The organism is Aureicoccus marinus (assembly GCF_002954325.1).
GTDB lineage: Bacteria > Bacteroidota > Bacteroidia > Flavobacteriales > Flavobacteriaceae > Aureicoccus > Aureicoccus marinus.
Genome location: NZ_MQVX01000001.1, coordinates 91,586 through 110,906 on the forward strand (window position 1 = coordinate 91,586; position 19,321 = coordinate 110,906).

Sequence of the window (19,321 nt, forward strand, 5' to 3'; positions counted from 1 at the left end):
TACGTCAACTAGAGAAAGAGCTTTGCGATGAGGAGCAAGACAATGTAAGCAGCGCCGATAAGTAGAGACCTGATCATAATAGATGTTCTTTAATGGTTACGGAACAATGACGAGGAAAAAGTTACATCCACGGGTCAAAAAAATGGTTTTTTTCCGATATAATTGTTGATATTCTCTACATATGAAACAAATAGCACCTCTTTTAGCGCTCTTGGTCTGCGGGCAAATCCTGGCACAGGCAGAATTAAATGATTACAAGTACTTCATTGTTCCCAAGCAATTTAAAGTACTTAAAAAGCCCAACGAATTTAAGACCAGTACCCTGGTCAAGTACCTCTTGGTACAGAATGGGATGGAGGGCGTTTACGAGGATGTGCAACCCGCAGAGTTGATCATGAATCCTTGTATGGCTGTGCAAGTGGAACTCATCGATGAGAAGAAGTTTTTAAACACCCAGTTGTCTCTACAGTTTTTGGACTGCAACAAAAAAGAGATCTACCGAACCCCACTTAGAAAGAGTTCGAAGAAGGACTTTATTGAAGCTTATGACGATGCCATCCGCAAGACTTTTTCGCCAATAGCGGCCATGACCTATGCCTACAGAGGTCCTCAAGCCCCTGCAGTGGCTGAAGCGGTTGAAGAAATGCCAGAAGCTCCTGAACAGCCTGAGCAGCCTCCAGTCGTTCAAAAACCAAGTGAAGCAAGTACAACACCCCCGCCACCTCCGCCACCACCGCAAAAGAAGCTTCGTGCAAACTTCAAAGACGATGTGGTCCGGCTGCCTGAAGCCGAGTTAGTCGCCATCAAGGAAGGGGATGCCTACAAAGTCCTGAACGAGAAACAAGAGGTTGTTTTTTACCTATCGGCTACTCTAAAACCTGATGTGTATTTGATGCAACGATCCGAGCAACGCGGCTTGGTTTTTAAAAGCAAAGGCAAGTGGTTTATGGAACGCCTAATGGATTCCGGTAAGCACAAAGTGGAGTGGATTGAGATCAGTTTTCAGAACTGATATTTCTGCTTCCATTTTTGGACTAGTTCTTTTTTAAGCTGTTGCTCTCTGGGGTTGTCTCCCATCGAAATCAGATTCTTTCCCTGGAGTTCGTCGGGTAAGAATTCCTGTTCTACAAAGTTTCCGGGATGATCATGAGCGTAAAGGTATTCCGCGCCGTAACCCAATTCTTCCATGAGAGCAGTAGGAGCATTGCGCAGATGTAGGGGCACCTCGAGGTTGCCCGTTTCTTTCACGACTTGTTGGGCCTGATTAATGGCCATATAGCTTGCATTGCTCTTGGGAGAGCTAGCGAGGTAAATAGTGGCTTGGCTCAGCAGAATACGCGATTCCGGCCAACCGACTACACTCACCGCCTGAAAGGTGTTGTTGGCGAGCAGTAAAGCGTTGGGATTGGCATTTCCGATGTCTTCCGAGGCCAAAATTAAAAGGCGTCGTGCGATGAACTTGACATCCTCTCCACCTTCAATCATCCGGGCCAACCAATACACGGCGGCATTGGGATCACTACCGCGAATGGATTTAATATAGGCCGAAACGATATCGTAATGCTGTTCGCCATCCTTGTCGTAGCGCATGCCCTGTTCCTGTACCAGTTGGTTGACCTTATCATTGGTAATGACCACCGGTTTTTCTTTGGAGGCCATAACCACCCATTCCAATAGATTCAGCAGCTTACGTCCGTCTCCGCCCGAAAAACGCATGAGGGCTTCGGTTTCTTTGAGTTGTGTTTTCTTTTCTTGTAAAAGCTCGTCCAGGGCAATAGCTCTTTCTAAGACCGCACTGAGCTGCTCCTTTTGGAGGGGCTTGATCACAAAGACTTGGCAGCGAGACAGGAGAGCAGGAATAACTTCAAAACTGGGATTCTCTGTCGTGGCCCCAATTAAAGTGACCCAGCCTTTTTCGACTGCTCCGAGCAAGGAATCCTGCTGGGATTTACTAAAGCGGTGAATCTCGTCAATAAATAGGATGGGGTTTTTGGGCCCAAATAAGCCCGAGTTTCGCTTCGCCCGTTCAATGACTTCACGTACTTCTTTTACTCCTGAATTGATCGCACTCAAGGTGTAAAAAGGACGGTCGCTGCCTTCTGCTAAAAGCAAGGCTAAGGTGGTTTTACCCGTTCCGGGAGGTCCCCAAAGGATCATGGAACTGATGGCCCCGTGGTCGATTTGAGCGCGAAGCGGACCGCCTGGACCAATCAGGTGTTCCTGTCCGACATAATCGTCCAGAGTTTTAGGGCGTACGCGTTCCGCTAAGGGTTGACTCATGAGGCAGCTTTAGGAATGGAAATTTTCCAGTCCCTAAAATTACCCATTCTGAGGTGACTACAAAGTCTTCGGAATTAATTATTAATCTGCTCCCAGTTGGTGCCGTCGCTTTGAAGAATGACGATATCGCGGTTGCCAATCGAGGTGTCAGCCGTACTATTAGCGTTGATATAGGTACTAATACTGATGGTATTGGTCGTTTTGTTTTTGAGAACATAAATACGACCCGTACAGCTCGAGGCACTCGGCAAAGTAATGCTGTGGTTTCCGGTGATCAGAATGGTGTAGTGATCTTCTGTTAGGGTCAGGTTACCCGAGGTCGAGGCAATGGATTTTGAAACTGATCCATTTACTTGTAGCGTTGAGTTGGCGATATTAAATCCGGAAGAGGAGTCGTCGTAATCGCTGTCTACCGGGACTTGTTGAGGGTTGATGTTGATTCCAAAACGAGGCTTGGCACTGGCGGAGTTACTGGATCCCTGTACCCGAAAAAGCTCGGTATGGAACTGCCCGGAGCGATAGTCGTAGCGTTTAAAGATAATCGGTTCAGCCCCATCGTCTCCAATGATAAATTCTAGTCGACCGTCATTGCTTGGACCACCTGAACCTATTTCAAAAAGATCGGTTCCTCCGGTACTACCCTTCAATCGAAAGCTTCCGTTGGAGGTTGTAAAGAACATGGGTTTGTAAAAAGAGGCTCCTGCAGAGGCGAATTGTAAAGCGGCAACACTTCCGTTTCCGTTCACATAAACCAGGGGTTGATCGTTGTCGGTATAATCAGGAAAACCCTGAGTCAGCCCCAGCGTTTGTCTTCGACCAAATCGAAGCAAAGGCCAATTGTTTGACCGCACCTCCATGGCTACATCGTCCGTATGCCCCAGAAAGTTGGAACTACTCAGCCCTACATTTCCGTCGACCGTCCAGTTGTCATTTCCGGAAGACATCCATACCGTTCCATTAAAAACATAGAGTTTCTGGGTTTCGTCATTGTAAGCAATAGATCCTTCCGTGGCATCAGTCACGGCATTCATGTTGGCCAAACTACTGAATCGAGGAATGCCCATAACGGCGGCCGCATCAATTTGCGCCAGAACAAAATAGGGAAGAAGGCAGGTGAGAAAAAAGAGGCCCAGTATTTTCATTCGATTCATTCTTTAGTATCCAACAAGCTGGATATCAGATGTTGTGGTTTAGTGGGGAAAGATATTGGAAATCAAATCTGAAGTTCAATATTTGTTGCGAAAGCCTCTTTTCGTAAGGGGAAAGGAGGGTTTTCCGACAATTTGACGGCCATCCTCACGTTGGTCTATCAATTGCATTAGGCAAGGCATGTCTTTAAAACCCACTTCCATAAATTCGACCTATCCGGATGCCAGTCGCTGGTTATTGATACCGTTCTTTGCGGTCTTGACCATTTGGGTCGTCTATTACCTGGAAATCAGCTGGGGTGTTAACTTCAATACCCACGGGATCTACCCGCAGAGATTAAGTGGATTACAAGGGGTCCTGTTTAGTCCTTTTATTCACGGGTCCCTGGATCACTTGTACAACAACAGTTTTCCTCTTTTAATCTTACTGGCAGCCTTGATCTATTTTTTTCCTAAACAAGCCTGGCAGGTGGTTTTGTGGGGGATTCTCAGCTCGGGATTACTCACCTGGCTTATCGGTCGGCCTTCCTATCATATTGGTGCCAGTGGTTTAATCTATGTGCTGGCTAGCTTTATTTTCTTCAAAGGGATTCGAAGCGGGCATTACCGCTGGGTGGCTCTCTCTTTGGGGGTGGTGTTCGTTTACGGAAGCATGCTCTGGTATGTGTTACCGGTCAAAGAAGGGATTTCTTGGGAAGGTCACTTATCGGGGCTTTTAAGTGGCTTGGCCTTGAGTTGGACCTTACCCAATCGCATGCCTAGTGCACCCAAATACGCTTGGGAAGCAGAAGACTATAAGGAAGAAGAAGATGCTTTTATGCGCCATTTTGACGCCGACGGAAACTTTATTGAGCAGCTGCCGGAGGAGCAAACAGACGCTGACGAATAACCTCGTACAGAGCGATCCCACAGGCCACCGATACATTGAGCGACTCAATCTTCCCCAAAAGAGGTAAAGAGCCTCTGGCATCCGTTAATTTGAGCAGTGAAGGATGAATGCCTTTTTCTTCCGATCCCATCAATAGGGCCAAAGGGGCCTTTAGATCCTGCTCATAGAGAGAATCAGAAGCTTTTTCTGTAATTCCAACCACTTGGATTCCCGATGCCTGCAGATAATAGACGGCATCTTTGAGGTGATCCACTTTAATCAAGGGAATATTGAAGGCCGCTCCTGCTGAGGTTTTGATGGTGTCTTCATTGACTGGTGCATTGCCGCTTTTGGCTAAAATGATACCACTGGCCCCAGTGCATTCTGCTGTACGGATAATGGCTCCGTAGTTGCGTACGTCAGAAACCTGATCTAATAGAAGAAAGAGTGCCGGTTTGTTTGCTGCCAAAGCCGATTCGACCACTTCTTCCAAACCGACAAAATTGACGGGCGACATCTGCCCAACGGCTCCCTGATGATTGTGCGGGGTAAGTCGATTTAGTTTTTCGATGGGTACGTAGGAAGTGCTTACGCTGGCTTTGCGCAGAACACCTTCTAATTGCTGAAATAGATCTCCTTGAAGTCCCTTTTGAAGAAAGACTTTATTGAAGCTTTTACCAGCCTCTACGGCTTCTATTACGGCCCTAATTCCGTAAATCAATGATTCTTTTGCCATTTTATTTATTGAGATCTTTTTCTTCTGACTAGGGCAAAGGTAAGTACTAAAAAATCGACCTCTCCGTAAAATGAAGAGGCCGATTTTAATGTGATTCCAATCAGATCCTTAGATCTGGTTTAAATAGTTCACCAGTGCCTGAAGATCTTCCTCGTCCTTCATCGAGATACGATTCTCCTTCATGAAAGTTTTGGCTTTTTCTCTAGCTTCCTTGGGGAGGTGCTTCAAAATACTGGACTTGCTTTTGTCTAGTTGAAGGGCCATGGGCTTGTCGTCCACTTTAAAAAAGTACCTTCTAAAGTGCGTAAAGCGGTTAGGCGTGGGCCGAACGAAAGAGTTGGCCGGGATTGTTCCTTCGGTAAACTTAACTTGATTCTTAAAATACAGTTGATACTTCCCTTCATTGACGATCGGGTAGAGGTAACCATTTCGGAGAGATTCATCTTCATTTTGAAAAGTCATCACGCCCATTTTCTTCTTGGTTTGATCGTCTTCAACCCAAATATTTCGAACGATAACCAAAGAACTTATCGTTGTATCGGCCACATTTTCAGAACGAATTTCGATTTCGTCGTTAAAGGCATTATGGCGGTAGAGGAAATTCCCAATTAGCTCATCCTTGTAATAAATCTTACAGGGCTTGAATTTTTCATTGATATAGACACTTCCAACCGTCGGAAGACCTCTTTCGTCAGCGGTTCTTTTGTTCTTTCGAATAGAGTTAAAGAAATCTGCTCTTCTGGAGCCACCTGCAGATGCGTTACCAGTAGCGAAACTCACTTGACTGCTCAACGAAATTGAAAAGCTGAAGGCCAGTGCAAAAAGCAAATGATCGCTCCAAGATTTAATATTCATAGGGTTAGGTTTAGTATTTAAGAAAAGCGCCTAGCTATTCAAAAAGGTGATCAATTTAGCTAAATCTTCTTCGCTCTTCATCGAAATCTTGTTTTCTTTCATGAAGTCCTTCGCCTTATCGCGGAGTTCTTTAGGAAGTTGCTTTAGTATACTGGATTTGCTCTTGTCCAGTGGGAAGGCGATTTCCTTATCCTGAATCTTCAAGAAATACCGCTTAAAGTGCGTAAAACGATTAGGAGTAGGGCGCACAAACGAGTTTGCCGCCTGAGCACCTTCGGTATACTTGACCTGGTTCTTGTAATACAGTTGGTACATCCCTTGATCGACAATCGGGTAGAGGTAACCGTTACGTAATGATTGGTCGGGATTTTGAAAAGTCATTACCCCCATTCTCTTGTTTGTGCTTGCATCTTCGAGCCAAAGATTTTTGACAATCAGAAGAGAGCTTACCATTTTGTCAGTAAGATTCGTTGAACGGATTTCGATTTCGTCATTGAAGGCGTTGTGGCGGTACAGGTATTCTCCTTGGAATTCGTCCTTGTAATACACCTTACAAGGCTTAAATTCTTCATTGATGTAGATGGAGCCTACAGTAGGAAGGCCATTCACGTCTACAACACGCTTGTTTCGCAGTATATTAAAGAATTCTGCTGAGCGAGTAAGGTTCTGTAATCTGATTTGCTCCGTTTTAAGCGATGCCTGTCCTGGGTCTTGAGGTAGGAGTACTTCACCACCAGCGGCAGCCCCTTGACCTAAAACGGGCATTGTAACTAATGCCAGAGCCAATAGGATTCCAAATTTGGATTGGGCTTTCATATTTATCGTTTTTGAATTGATTCTTTAAGGTTGATTGATAGGGAGGTTTTCAATCGCAGGGTCGTCGAGATCGTAATGGTAGGCTCTCCAAAAGAAGCCTTGTGCTTCGAGCTTCCAGGCAATTTCACCACTAGGGGTAATTTCCCAAAAACCAAAGTCGCCTTCTGTAATCAGACGGTTGCCATTGGGTAAATCTTCAACGCCAGAAACCTTAGGGGAGTGCATTTCTGAGTCTGTAAAACTCCAAACAACTTGGGGTTCATTATCTTGATTAGCGACCAAGCTCAAAGGGCTCGGAAGCGTTAATTCGTAAGCAGTGGATTGGGTGCCAGAGTTACCGTTGGCAAAAATCAAGATATCGCCGGGATTGGAGTCGTCCAATAAGTTGGGGTAGTGGTTGTGGTCAAATAATACGGTACCCATATCGTTTTGATAGGCACGGGGATTTCCAAAACGGTAAACCAAATCGCCACCGAAACCAAAATTACCTCCGCTGGAAGTGGCAGCTTCTGCAGTTGTGGTACTGTGATCAATTACCCAGACCTCGCTATAGAAGTTAGCGCTAAGATAGATCAAATCGTTCGCGGCATCATACGCAATTCCGTTGGCGTGAGAAATATCTCCGTTGTCGTTGACGATATGATTGACATTCACTTTGCGAATTTCTGTAGAAATATCTCCAAAATTGTCTGCTGAGGCATTGAATTCTTGAACCAAGTGATCCCACATATACCATTCCCAAACAATTTCTGAGGTATTGGGATTGATTTCGATTAAACCATCCGGGAAAACATCCACATTTAGCTCATAACCGGCCGCAGTTGCTTCTGAAGCAGTTTTACGCTCCCAGATCATGGTAAGAATATTGCCGTTGGGCAGGAGTTCAGCATCGTGGTGAAGAATCACATCGTCCGTAGAGTAATCGAAAGAGAAGCTCTCTGATCCATCGGGGTTTATTAGAGCCATGCGACCACCAAAACCCCCAATAGTGATCTTGGGATCTTCTGATTCCAGCATAGCCAAAAGTTGGCCATTGGGCAAGAGGCGCACATCGTTGCCTAGTCGACGCCCATCCATATCCCATTCATAGACAATTTCTGTATTGCGTGTCATTAAAAATACGCGGTTAGCAGCGGCGTCGTTAACGAGTACATAGCCATTTGATGCGGTATTGTTGTTGAACAACAATAGGGTGCCAAAGGTATCGAGTGGCGTTTCTTCCTCCTCTTCTTCCTCTTCACCTACCTCATCGGGGGTGTCATCCGTTAGATTGATTAGACCATCTTGGCTACAAGAAAATACAAAGCCTACTAGGGCTAGGATTAGTATGAGTTTAATTTTTTTCATATCGCTTACAATATAAAAAAAGCCATCCCATTGGGATGGCTTTTTCGACTAATTCGTAGAGTTTTGGTTCTCCCTTATGGGCACAAACTCAGAATAAGTTCACCAACAGCTGGTGATGGCCCATCAGAATAGGCCGGATCTCCGTTTGGTGCAGTAATCGAGAAGGTGATTTCAGAATCCCAGTCTCCCGATATAAATTCCCAAGTAACTGATGTTGCTGTAGCAGGAATAGTAACCGTGTTTGTGTCAGTGCTTCCTTCAGCAGCAGATACAAAGTAATCAGTAGCTACTCCGTCAACCGTTACACGAATAGACGCTCCGTTCCATCCATCTCCGTACGAATCGTTCATAACCACTACGTAGTCACCAGGAACTGGAGCTACAGGAATACAGGTTACGTTAACGGCGTAAGCGTAAGGCGAACGGTAGTAAGTACTACCAGCTGTAGTACCACTTACATCACTACTACTGAAGGTTCTACCATCGGTAAGAACAACTTCGAAACGGTATGTGAATGCATCACCACCGGTGTAGTCAGCAGAAGTCAATCCCAAGAATCCTGAAATCTCACCTAGGGTAGAGTTAACAGTAAATTCTGGAAGGCCACGCTCACTAGTACCGAAAGTGCTAGGATCAAAAGTTGTGAACAATTGATCAGAAACACTGCGGTCAACACCATCGTCAAATTGACGCTCTTGGAAAGAGTAGTACAAGTTGATTGCTTCTACAACCTGGTCATCAGCCGTTTGCATCTCCATAGTTACAGAGAAAGGTGATTCAGGTACAAAAGCATTAAATGGGTTCCCTGCGGTTGCACGGGTTCTTAAAAAGGTTCCTGAAGTAAAGTCACTCAGTACTTGCTGAACCAGCTTGTCTTCTTCCTCACAAGAAACTAGGCTAAGGAGGGCACAAGCGATTAAGATATATTTACGAAATACTTTCATTTTTCTTCAGATTTTAATTGGCAGGTGGGAAAGATGGGCTAGAAGGATTGGTATCCCAGAAAACCTGATCTGTCACTCCTGTTTTTTGAGTTGCGTTAGAATTGGTATTAGCATAATTCGCAGGGTAGAAGAACGAGCGAATAAAAGCACCTGGATCTGGCTCTAAGTTAGGCTCCACTGTTCTTGGGAAACCTGTTCTTCTGTAGAAGTTGAAGCCGTCGTGACCATTACCTCTTAAAGCAACGAAGAATTGTTCAGCCATGATGTTCATCTTGCCTGTATCGTCAGCAGCATCAAAGGCGGCGTCAATAGAAGCGATAAATGCATTAACGTCAGCATCCAATGGAGTTACAGAAGTATCTGCATCAGGATCCAAATTCAGGAATGTACGAACCTTCGCGATAGATTTGGCCATACCATCAAGGATGTTCTGCTTGCCAGCTGCAGGCGAAGTAGCCATGGCAACTTCCGCTTTCCAGAAATCAACCCAAGAAGCTAATAGCATCGGCGTAATACCAGCACCAGCACCTCCTGAACCAACAGCAATACCTTCAAAACGGCTGTCATCGTAGTTACCACCAACGGGGTAAACTCCGTGAGCAGTTCTCAAGAAACCATCTGGTGGAATACCTTCATCGCTACCGTGATTTCTTCCCCAGTACCCGTTTTCTAACGAGCAATAGGCATAACCACCAGCTAAGTAGTGATTCGGAGGAAACGTCAATGAACAACCCAAAGTTTCTTCATTCGGGTCTACTCCTGGAGCACCAGGTGTTTCAGCAGTCTGACGATAGAAATAAAAGCGAATACGCGGGTCAGCGCTCTCTTGCATCAAATTCATCAACCAGATAGACATGTAGTCACCACCGGCACCAGAACTCGTGTACGAAGCAGCGTAGTTAGGGTGACGTGTATCAGGCTGAACATCGTTGGTAGCCCACTGAAACTGAAAGTCATCAGCAGAATCTTGGATGTAGTTACCGCTATTGACGATAGCATTGAAGCCAGCAAAATCCCCAGTATTTATTGCTAAACGCATTTTCAGCGTGTTGGCAGCCAATACCCATTTGCTCCAATCGAAACCATAGAAGAAATCGTATTGAGGATTACCAGCGGATGCATTGGTAAAGTTAGTGATAGCACTATCTAGTAGAGCGTCAGCAGCGGCGTAGATAGCAGCACCTCCGTCAGCAGCAGGGTTGAGGTTAGTCTCATCCAAAGCTTCGCTGTAAGGTACGTCACCGAAGTAATCTACCAATAAAGTAATGGTATAAGCTTCCATTACTTGTCCCATACCGATGTGGCGAGTCAAACCGATTTCCTCAGCAAGTACATTCATTTGTTGAATATTCTTCAGGATACCTACATAAGCAGATTCCCAGTTGCCGTCAAATCCAGCAGGAGAGTAGTTGTTTTGGTAGTTACGACCAAACATGTTCTCAATTCGAACAACCTCTGATCCTGTTTCACCCAGAGACTCGACCAATCGGGCGAAGTTCTCCTGGATCTCATTCAAGAGGAAGTTAGGGTCAGCCTGACTTGGGGTCAACCTGTTCGGGTTTTCCGTCAAGTCCAGCTCTGTTGTTTCACACGAGTAGAAGAGACCTCCTGCAACGAGTGAACACAATAAATAAGCAAATATCTTTTTCATGATCTATAATAAATCTTGTTTCTATTCAATAATTAGAAGGAAGCTTTGATGCTCATTCCATATCTCTTCGAACTTGGACCATTCAAGAAGTCAAATCCACGTCCGTTACCAATACCTACACCAGCTACGTTAGGATCAAAGTTGGTTCCATCTGGTATGTTGATTGCATCGAACCAAAGGTTCTGTCCAGAGAGGGTAAAGCTCAAAGACCCAAATGGAGTCTTGTCCAAAATCTTAGAAGGAACACTGTAGCTCAGTGAAACTTCCTGCAGACGTAGTACAGAAGCATCATAGATACCTAGTTCGTCTGGGCCGAAAAGAACGTTAGAGAAGTAGAACTGAGAGTTCACCAACTGAACGTTATTTGGGTTACCGTCAGGACCGTCACCAGGAAGGATGAAAGTTCTTAGACGATCTTCTGTATCTGTGGTAAGACCACGACCAAGAAGTGTAGAAACAGTTCTTGAGTAGATGTCACCTCCATGAGTATAGCTAATCAAAGCACTCAAAGTGAAGTTTTTGAAGCTGATACTGTTGTTAACGTTTAACAACCAGTCTGGGTTAGGATCACCAATTACGAACAATCCTTGCTCTTCGATGTAAGAACCGTCAGCGTTAACGCTAAGGTTACCGGCATCGTTGCGTTGTACACGAGTACCAACGATTACCCCTAGCTGCTCATCTTTGATCGCAGCGTTACCAAGGCTGGAGAATCCAGAGAATACAATAACGTCAGTATCCTGACCTAGATCTTTAACGATAGACTCGTTAGTCGTCCAGTTGGCGTTAACATTCCAAGCAAACCCACCTTCATCAGCAGGGCGGAAAATATCCACACCAAGGTCGATTTCTATACCGTTTGATTGAATCTCACCTACGTTAGTCTGCGTAGTAGCGAATCCAGTAGAAGGATCAAGTGGGCGACTTACAATCAAATCCTCTGTTTTTCTAGTATAGTAGGAGGCATCTAAGGTGATTCTGTTGTCCCAAGCGCGAGCTTCAACACCAAACTCAAGCTCCTGAAGAAGCTCAGGCTTCAATGCAGGGTTACCTAATTGGCGGTTAGAAGAGTTGGTTACAACGTCAACTCCATTGCTTTGGAAATCTTGAGTATTCAAGTTCAAAGTGGCCGCGACAGGATATCCAGTAGGGAAGTTTGCAGAAGTCCCGTAACCTGCACGGATTTTCAAGTAGTTGATTCCATTCTGGCTTTGCAATCCGTCAATAAATTTAGTCGGAATGAAAGAAACACTAGCAGAAGGGTAGAAGATGGATCGGTTGTCAGGAGCAAGGTTAGATACCCAGTCATTACGTCCAGCAAGGGTCAAGTAGAACATGCGATCGTAATCAAAATCGATCTGTCCAAATACCCCGGCAATGTTACGTTCCTGTGAGAACTGAATCTCATCTTGTATTGCAAAGTTGAAGTGACGAAGTACTCCAAATACCTGCTGACCAGAACTTGCAACACCATTACGATCAAATACCTCACGACGCGATGTTGCACCGGCATTGAATGTCATACCAACCTTGTCAGAGAGGTCATACTGACCAGACAAAATGATATCGTGGTTGTTGATGGTGTTCAAGTTAGTCCAAGTCTGAAGGATACCACTTTCAAGGGCAACATCAGATTGACCACGTCCACCTTTGTTTTGTGAGTTTGTATTGCTTTCTGCGTATACATCCAAACCAAAACGGTAGAGCAAGTTCAAGTTGTCATTGATCGCGTAAGTTGCAGAAATCTGACCGAAGGTACGGTTAGTCAACTGACGGAATTGCGCGTTCTTAACAGTCCACAGCGGGTGCTGGATACTGTTGTTCTGACGGTAGTAAACACTAGAGCCATCGAGTGGGTTTTCGAAAGGAAGACCAATCAAGTCTACCGAACGAGGAGTAAAGAATAATTCTCCGAATACAGAAGAACCGGATCCGAAGGCACCGTTACCTGTAGAAGCTGCTACAGGAGGAGTGCGGAAACGGGTTCTGGAGTAGTTCAAGGTACCGGCAACAGTAATTTTATTCGAAAGAACTGCGCGTCCACCTACACCGATGTTGTAACGTTGAACGTTGTTTCCAGGAGTAAATCCTGAATCATCCAAGTGACCGAAGTTCGCGTTGTATGCCGTTTTACCGTCATCAGAGGCTCCGCTAACGTTAACAGAGTTTGATAATACAGTACCTGTGCGGAAGAAGCGACCAACACTGTTGTAAGGTCTCCAATCGTAGCGGGCTCCAGCAAATTCTGGGAATGCCTGTGGAATTCCAGTAGCAGAAGAAGCTGTAGAGTAAGGGTGAGCTAACGTACCGTTATCATCGATAGCCGATTGAGCTCCCCATCCTGCAGTTCCTTCTCTGTCGAAGCTAGGACCCCAGTTCGAGAAGAACCATCCGAAGTTCTGGTCGAAACCGTTACCGTATTGGCTCTGATAATCAGCCAAAGAAGCGATTTCGTTGAAGAACACAGACGAAGTAACAGATACTTCGTTCTTCTTGTTTTTCGCTCCAGCGGATCCGTTCTTAGTAGTAATTAAGATTACACCGTTACGTCCCTGAGTACCATAAAGAGTAGCAGCAGCAAGACCTTTCAATACGTTAACACTCTCGATGTTGTTCGGATCAAGATCCAAGAAACGGCTAGAACCGTTGTTTCCATCGACGAAGTCATCATTGGCATTGGTTTGGCTAGCGAAAGGAACACCGTCTACAATAAAGAGCGGTTGGTTACTACCACTAAATGTACTTAGACCACGGATAATGATACTCGTACCAGATCCAGATAGTCCACTTTGGTTGGTGATGTTCAAACCAGAAGCTTTACCAGTCAATACACGACCGATATCCCCTTCAGGGCGTTGCTCCAATTGCTCTTCACCTACTTCAGATACCGCATAACCCAGAGCTTGCTTTTCACGCTTAATACCCTGTGCAGTTACAACGACTTCTTGAAGTGCTTGAGCATCTTCGAACATTTGTACGTTGATCACATTTGCAGCTCCGACAACTCGGCGCTCCAATTTAAGACCGATGTACGTAAATAGTAACACCTGGCCTTCGCTCGCTTCGATGGAATAATTTCCATCAAAATCTGTCTGAGTACCGTTAGCGGTTCCCTCGACGACAATGTTGGCTCCTGGTAGGGGCACTCCATCAGCATCGGTTACCGTTCCGGTAATCGTCTTTTGTGCAAAAGCTACTTGCACAACTAATGCCATAAAAAGCATCAGTAAACCTGTAAGTTTTGTCCTCATTTTTCAATTATTTGAATTAGCTAGCGGCTAAAGTGCTAAAAGCTTGTTAAAAATCCAAACGGTATTACCAGAAAATTAAGAAATCGTTAGCCCTTTTGTAATAATTACATAATTCACACCCTTTAATTGGATTTGCTGAGAAAAATTCAAGGTGGAATTATTGGTATCGCAATTTTGAACAGAATCAAGGCACGCTTCGTGAGATTGGAAGAATGGGAGGGTTATATATATAGGTATAAAAATGCTGCTTGGGTAGTTCTCTTAAAAAAAGAGCTGAGCATTTGTTTTATAATCATTTATCGCTACATTTGCAGCCCCAAAAATGACGGGGAACTAACATAAGTTAAGGATTTAATGCCAACAATTTCACAATTAGTACGAAAAGGAAGAGTCGCTATCACCAAGAAGAGTAAATCGGCTGCTTTGGATTCGTGTCCTCAAAGGAGAGGGGTTTGTACACGTGTGTATACAACCACTCCTAAGAAACCAAACTCTGCGATGCGTAAAGTAGCGCGTGTAAGGTTAACTAACGGAAAAGAGGTGAATGCCTACATTCCAGGAGAGGGTCACAATCTACAGGAGCACTCGATAGTATTGGTTCGAGGCGGAAGAGTGAAAGATTTGCCAGGGGTCCGTTACCATATCGTTCGTGGAGCGCTTGATACAGCCGGTGTAGCTGGTCGTACCCAACGTCGTTCCAAGTACGGAGCAAAACGTCCTAAGAAGTAAATCTTAAAACAGAACAGAAGAAATGAGAAAAAGACAGGCAAAAAAACGACCTATTCTGCCGGATCCACGTTACGGTGACCAATTGGTTACGCGTTTCGTCAACATGATGATGTGGAGCGGGAAGAAGTCTTTGGCGTTCAAAATATTTTACGACGCTATCGATATTGTTGAAGAAAAGAAGACCGATGACGAAAAAAGCGGTTTGGAGTTGTGGAAGGATGCTCTTTCCAACGTCATGCCTCACGTAGAGGTGCGCAGTCGTCGTGTAGGGGGAGCAACCTTCCAGATCCCAATGCAAATTCGTCCCGATCGCAAGATCTCTACCGCGATGAAGTGGTTGATTAGCTACGCTCGAAAGCGTAACGAAAAATCAATGGCTCAGAAGCTAGCTTCAGAGATTCTAGCTGCCGCTAAGGAAGAAGGTGCTGCTGTTAAAAAGCGCGTTGATACGCACAAAATGGCAGAAGCAAACAAAGCATTCTCTCACTTTAGATTTTAACCAACTGCACAGATGGCAAGAGATTTAAAATTAACAAGAAACATAGGGATCGCCGCTCACATTGATGCGGGGAAAACGACCACAACAGAACGTGTTCTGTTTTATACAGGGGTAAGCCACAAGATTGGTGAGGTGCACGATGGTGCAGCGACCATGGACTGGATGGAGCAAGAGCAAGAGCGCGGAATTACAATTACTTCCGCTGCAACTACTTGTACCTGGAACTTCCCAACCGAAAATGGACAGCCTGTTTCCGATACAAAAGGATACCACTTTAACATTATTGATACTCCTGGTCACGTGGATTTTACTGTTGAGGTAAACCGCTCATTGCGTGTATTGGATGGATTGGTATTCTTATTCAGTGCAGTAGACGGGGTTGAGCCTCAGTCTGAAACCAACTGGAGACTTGCTGATAACTACAAAGTTCCACGTATGGGCTTTGTAAACAAAATGGACCGTCAAGGATCTAACTTCTTGGCTGTTTGTCAACAGGTTCGCGATATGTTGAAGTCGAACGCCGTTCCAATCGTATTGCCGATTGGAGACGAGGCTGATTTCAAAGGAATCGTCGATTTGGTAAAGAACCGTGCGATTGTATGGCACGACGAAAATATGGGATCTACTTTTGATGTAGTAGATATCCCTGCTGAGATGGAGGACGAAGTGCGTCAATACCGTGCAGAGTTGATCGAGGCAGTAGCAGAATACGATGAAAATTTGATGGAGAAGTTCTTTGAGGACGAAAATTCCATCACCGAGGACGAAGTTCATGCTGCCTTGCGCGCCGCTGTAATGGACATGAGTATCATTCCTATGGTATGTGGTTCTGCTTTCAAAAACAAAGGAGTTCAGTTCCTACTTGACGCGGTATGCCGCTACTTGCCTTCTCCTCTAGATAAAGAGGCGATTGTTGGAACACATCCTGATACGGATGAAGAAATCTCCAGAAAACCAGATCCATCCGAGCCATTTTCTGCTTTGGCCTTTAAGATCGCTACCGATCCTTTCGTAGGTCGTTTGGCTTTCTTCCGTGCTTACTCTGGAAAATTGGACGCTGGATCTTACGTATTGAACAACCGTTCCGGAAACAAAGAGCGTATTTCTCGTATCTACCAGATGCACTCGAACAAGCAAAATGCTATTGAGTCTATTTCTGCTGGTGATATTGGGGCTGCTGTAGGATTTAAGGACATTAAAACAGGGGATACCTTGAGTGATGAGAAGAATCCTATCGTTCTCGAGAGTATGATCTTCCCGGATCCGGTAATTGGTATCGCTGTTGAGCCTAAAACCAAGGCTGACGTGGATAAATTGGGTATGGCTTTGGCTAAATTGGCTGAGGAAGATCCGACATTCCAGGTAAAAACAGACGAAGCTTCTGGTCAGACCATCATCTCCGGTATGGGTGAGCTTCACTTGGATATTATCGTGGATCGTTTGAAGCGTGAGTTCAAGGTAGAAGTAAATCAAGGTCAACCACAGGTAGAATACAAAGAAGCCTTGACCGCTAAAGCTGATCACCGTGAGACGTACAAGAAACAAACCGGTGGACGTGGTAAATTCGCGGATATCGTATTTGTTATGGAGCCTGTTGAGGACAAAGAGAAGCAGGGTCTTGAATTCGTTAACGAAATCAAAGGAGGTAATATTCCTAAAGAATATATCCCATCTGTAGAAAAAGGATTCAAAGAAGCCATGAAGAATGGACCTTTGGCTGGATTCGAGATGGACAGTATGAAGATTACATTGAAAGATGGTTCTTTCCACCCGGTGGATTCAGATTCTCTTTCTTTCGAATTGGCCGCAAAATTGGGTTACAAGGATGCTGCTAAAAAAGCTCGTGCTGTCTTGATGGAGCCTATTATGAAGCTGGAAGTTTTGACTCCGGAAGAAAATATGGGTGATATCGTTGGAGATTTGAACCGTCGTCGCGGTCAGGTCAACAACATGGATGACAGAGCGGGAAGTAAAGTAATTAAAGCTGATGTGCCACTTTCAGAGATGTTTGGATACGTTACAGCATTGAGAACCTTGTCTTCAGGTCGTGCGACTTCGACAATGGAATTCTCTCACTATGCTGAGACTCCATCGAACATTGCAGAAGAAGTGATTAAGTCTGCAAATGGTGTAACTGCTTAACGTAAAGGAAATGAGTCAGAAGATTAGAATAAAACTGAAATCTTACGATCACAACTTGGTGGACAAGTCTGCTGAGAAAATCGTAAAGACGGTAAAGACGACAGGTGCAGTAGTGACTGGTCCCATTCCTTTACCAACTCATAAGAAGATTTTTACCGTGTTGCGTTCGCCACACGTAAACAAAAAATCGAGAGAGCAGTTTCAATTGAGCTCTTACAAGCGACTGTTGGATATCTACAGTTCGTCTTCGAAGACCATCGATGCCTTGATGAAGCTCGAGCTTCCCAGTGGTGTTGAGGTAGAGATCAAAGTGTAATGAATACCGGAAGATCGCAAGGTCTTCCAGACATGTCCTGAGCGTTTCGCGAGGGAAAAACGGAAAAAAGAATATATCTGGGGTCAGAGTCTTTTTTCTTGGCCCCATTTTTTTGAATAAATCTGAAGCTCCTATTGGGCTTCCCGGTCGAAAGGCCACATAAATTGAAACATTAATAACTATTAGTATGTCTGGGTTAATTGGAAGAAAAATCGGCATGACTAGCATCTTTGACGAGAACGGGAAGAACATTCCTTGTACCGTTATTGAAGCTGGACCTTGTGTCGTTACCCAAGTCAGAACCGAAGAGGTTGACGGGTACAATGCCCTTCAACTTGGTTTCGATGACAAGGCAGACAGACGCGCCAACAAGGCTGAACAAGGCCATTTTAAGAAGGCGGGTACTGCTCCTAAGAAAAAAGTCGTCGAATTCCGAGATGTTGAAGGTGATCACAAGCTAGGGGATACCCTAAGCGTAGAACTTTTCCAGGAAGGTGAATTTGTCGATGTGGCAGGTACGTCTAAAGGAAAAGGTCATCAAGGGGTTGTTAAGAGACACGGTTTCGGCGGTGTTGGACAAGCAACTCACGGACAGCACAACCGTCTAAGAGCACCCGGTTCCATCGGTGCGGCTTCTTATCCGGCGCGTGTATTTAAGGGAATGAAGATGGCTGGCCGTATGGGTGGTGAACGAGTAACAGTTCAAAACCTGAAGGTGGTTAAGGTTGTTCCTGAAAAGAATTTATTGGTTGTTAAAGGTTGTGTTCCTGGTCATAAGAACGCATACGTAACGGTAGAGAAGTAATGAAAGTTGAAGTATTAGACAGACAGGGCAAGTCAACCGGTCGTAAAGTAGATCTTTCGGATGACATCTTTGGGATTGAGCCCAATGAACACGCCATTTACCTGGATGTGAAGCAATACTTGGCTCACCAGCGTCAAGGAACTCACAAGGCCAAAGAAAGAGCAGAGATTACCGGTAGTACCCGTAAGATCAAGAAGCAAAAAGGAACAGGTACGGCTCGTGCGGGGAGTATCAAGTCTCCTGTATTCCGTGGTGGTGGACGAATTTTCGGCCCACGCCCACGTCAGTACGATCAAAAATTGAACAAGAATGTCAAGCGCTTGGCTCGTAAATCAGCCTTGAGTTTGAAGTCTCAGGACAAAGCGATCTACGTCGTAGAGGACTTTGATTTCGATACGCCAAAGACAAAGGATTTCAAATCCTTCTTGCAATCCCTTGGGCTTGAAGACAAAAAGTCATTGGTAGTGTTGGGTGGCCTGAATAAAAATGTATATTTGTCGGCGCGTAATTTGAAGCGCTCTCAAGTCGTAACTAACTCACAGTTAAATACATACAGTATTTTGAATGCCAATAGTATTGTTCTATTGGAAAGCGCTGTGGAAGGAATCGAGTCAAATTTAACTAAATAAGGACCTCATGGGTGTGTTGATTAAACCGATCATTACGGAAAAAATGACAGCCGATAGCGAGTTGTTTAACCGCTATGGATTCTATGTAAATCCAGAGGCCAACAAGTTAGAGATTAAGCAAGCAGTGGAGGAGACTTACGGAGTCACTGTAGAAAAGGTTCGTACGATGAACTACGGACCAAAACGCAGCACCCGTTACACCAAAACTGGGATTCAGCATGGGAAGACAAACGCTCGTAAGAAGGCGATTGTCGACGTTGCTGAAGGAGATATCATTGATTTTTACGCAAACCTATAATTCAGAG

The 19,321-nt window shown here is 44.9% G+C and carries 18 protein-coding genes; 9 read left to right on the top strand and 9 right to left on the bottom strand.

Annotated elements, in window-relative coordinates; genetic code table 11:
- Positions 1-181: 181 nt before the first annotated feature.
- On the top strand, positions 182-1,012 hold the full coding sequence (locus tag BST99_RS00420) for a hypothetical protein (protein WP_105000043.1): 831 nt from the start codon (positions 182-184) through the stop codon (positions 1,010-1,012).
- On the opposite strand, the gene BST99_RS00425 is transcribed toward BST99_RS00420, so the two are convergent.
- Together BST99_RS00425 and BST99_RS00430 are read right to left on the bottom strand one after the other, a co-directional pair.
- Positions 1,003-2,280, bottom strand: coding sequence for a replication-associated recombination protein A (locus BST99_RS00425; protein WP_105000044.1), 1,278 nt, complete (start codon positions 2,278-2,280; stop codon positions 1,003-1,005). The genes BST99_RS00420 and BST99_RS00425 overlap by 10 nt on opposite strands.
- Before the next feature lie 74 nt (positions 2,281-2,354).
- Positions 2,355-3,422: a hypothetical protein gene (locus tag BST99_RS00430; RefSeq protein ID WP_105000045.1), complete on the bottom strand. Its 1,068-nt coding sequence runs from the start codon at positions 3,420-3,422 to the stop codon at positions 2,355-2,357.
- A 187-nt stretch (positions 3,423-3,609) separates the two neighbouring features.
- Here BST99_RS00430 and BST99_RS00435 point away from each other — a divergent pair, with 187 nt between their 5' ends.
- Positions 3,610-4,317: a rhomboid family intramembrane serine protease gene (locus tag BST99_RS00435; protein ID WP_105000046.1), complete on the top strand. Its 708-nt coding sequence runs from the start codon at positions 3,610-3,612 to the stop codon at positions 4,315-4,317.
- Here BST99_RS00435 and rlmB read toward each other — a convergent pair.
- From rlmB to BST99_RS00470, 7 genes are all read right to left on the bottom strand, one after another.
- The gene (gene rlmB, locus BST99_RS00440) at positions 4,274-5,032 is read right to left on the bottom strand and encodes a 23S rRNA (guanosine(2251)-2'-O)-methyltransferase RlmB (protein WP_105000047.1); all 759 of its coding nucleotides are present in this window, start codon (positions 5,030-5,032) and stop codon (positions 4,274-4,276) included. The genes BST99_RS00435 and rlmB overlap by 44 nt on opposite strands.
- Positions 5,033-5,140: 108 nt before the next feature.
- Complete coding sequence (locus BST99_RS00445; RefSeq protein ID WP_105000048.1) at positions 5,141-5,887, bottom strand: hypothetical protein; 747 nt, start codon at positions 5,885-5,887, stop codon at positions 5,141-5,143.
- Between the two features lie 30 nt (positions 5,888-5,917).
- Entirely contained in the window at positions 5,918-6,703 is a 786-nt protein-coding gene (locus BST99_RS00450; protein ID WP_146106163.1) for a hypothetical protein, read from the bottom strand.
- 24 nt (positions 6,704-6,727) lie between these two features.
- Complete coding sequence (locus BST99_RS00455; RefSeq protein ID WP_105000050.1) at positions 6,728-8,050, bottom strand: aryl-sulfate sulfotransferase; 1,323 nt, start codon at positions 8,048-8,050, stop codon at positions 6,728-6,730.
- 74 nt (positions 8,051-8,124) lie between these two features.
- Positions 8,125-8,994, bottom strand: coding sequence for a hypothetical protein (locus tag BST99_RS00460; protein ID WP_105000051.1), 870 nt, complete (start codon positions 8,992-8,994; stop codon positions 8,125-8,127).
- Between the two features lie 13 nt (positions 8,995-9,007).
- Positions 9,008-10,543, bottom strand: coding sequence for a SusD/RagB family nutrient-binding outer membrane lipoprotein (locus tag BST99_RS00465; RefSeq protein WP_245916143.1), 1,536 nt, complete (start codon positions 10,541-10,543; stop codon positions 9,008-9,010).
- Positions 10,544-10,677: 134 nt separating this feature from the next.
- Positions 10,678-13,896: a SusC/RagA family TonB-linked outer membrane protein gene (locus BST99_RS00470; RefSeq protein WP_105000053.1), complete on the bottom strand. Its 3,219-nt coding sequence runs from the start codon at positions 13,894-13,896 to the stop codon at positions 10,678-10,680.
- Between the two features lie 354 nt (positions 13,897-14,250).
- On the opposite strand from BST99_RS00470, the gene rpsL reads away from it, so the two are divergent.
- The 7 genes from rpsL (at position 14,251) to rplW (ending at position 19,314) form a co-directional block, all read left to right on the top strand.
- Positions 14,251-14,625 carry a 30S ribosomal protein S12 gene (gene rpsL, locus BST99_RS00480; RefSeq protein WP_105000055.1) on the top strand — a complete coding sequence of 125 codons (375 nt, stop codon included), beginning with the start codon at positions 14,251-14,253 and terminating at the stop codon, positions 14,623-14,625.
- Between the two features lie 22 nt (positions 14,626-14,647).
- Positions 14,648-15,124, top strand: coding sequence for a 30S ribosomal protein S7 (rpsG, locus tag BST99_RS00485; RefSeq protein ID WP_105000056.1), 477 nt, complete (start codon positions 14,648-14,650; stop codon positions 15,122-15,124).
- A gap of 12 nt (positions 15,125-15,136) precedes the next feature.
- Complete coding sequence (fusA, locus tag BST99_RS00490; RefSeq protein ID WP_105000057.1) at positions 15,137-17,266, top strand: elongation factor G; 2,130 nt, start codon at positions 15,137-15,139, stop codon at positions 17,264-17,266.
- Positions 17,267-17,276: 10 nt separating this feature from the next.
- Positions 17,277-17,582, top strand: coding sequence for a 30S ribosomal protein S10 (gene rpsJ, locus BST99_RS00495; protein WP_007094989.1), 306 nt, complete (start codon positions 17,277-17,279; stop codon positions 17,580-17,582).
- Positions 17,583-17,769: 187 nt separating this feature from the next.
- Positions 17,770-18,387, top strand: a complete 618-nt coding sequence (rplC, locus tag BST99_RS00500; protein ID WP_105000058.1) for a 50S ribosomal protein L3 — start codon at positions 17,770-17,772, stop codon at positions 18,385-18,387.
- On the top strand, positions 18,387-19,016 hold the full coding sequence (rplD, locus tag BST99_RS00505; protein ID WP_105000059.1) for a 50S ribosomal protein L4: 630 nt from the start codon (positions 18,387-18,389) through the stop codon (positions 19,014-19,016). The genes rplC and rplD overlap by 1 nt, the downstream gene beginning before the upstream one ends.
- A 7-nt stretch (positions 19,017-19,023) precedes the next feature.
- Positions 19,024-19,314, top strand: coding sequence for a 50S ribosomal protein L23 (gene rplW / locus BST99_RS00510; RefSeq protein WP_105000060.1), 291 nt, complete (start codon positions 19,024-19,026; stop codon positions 19,312-19,314).
- Positions 19,315-19,321: the final 7 nt, after the last annotated feature.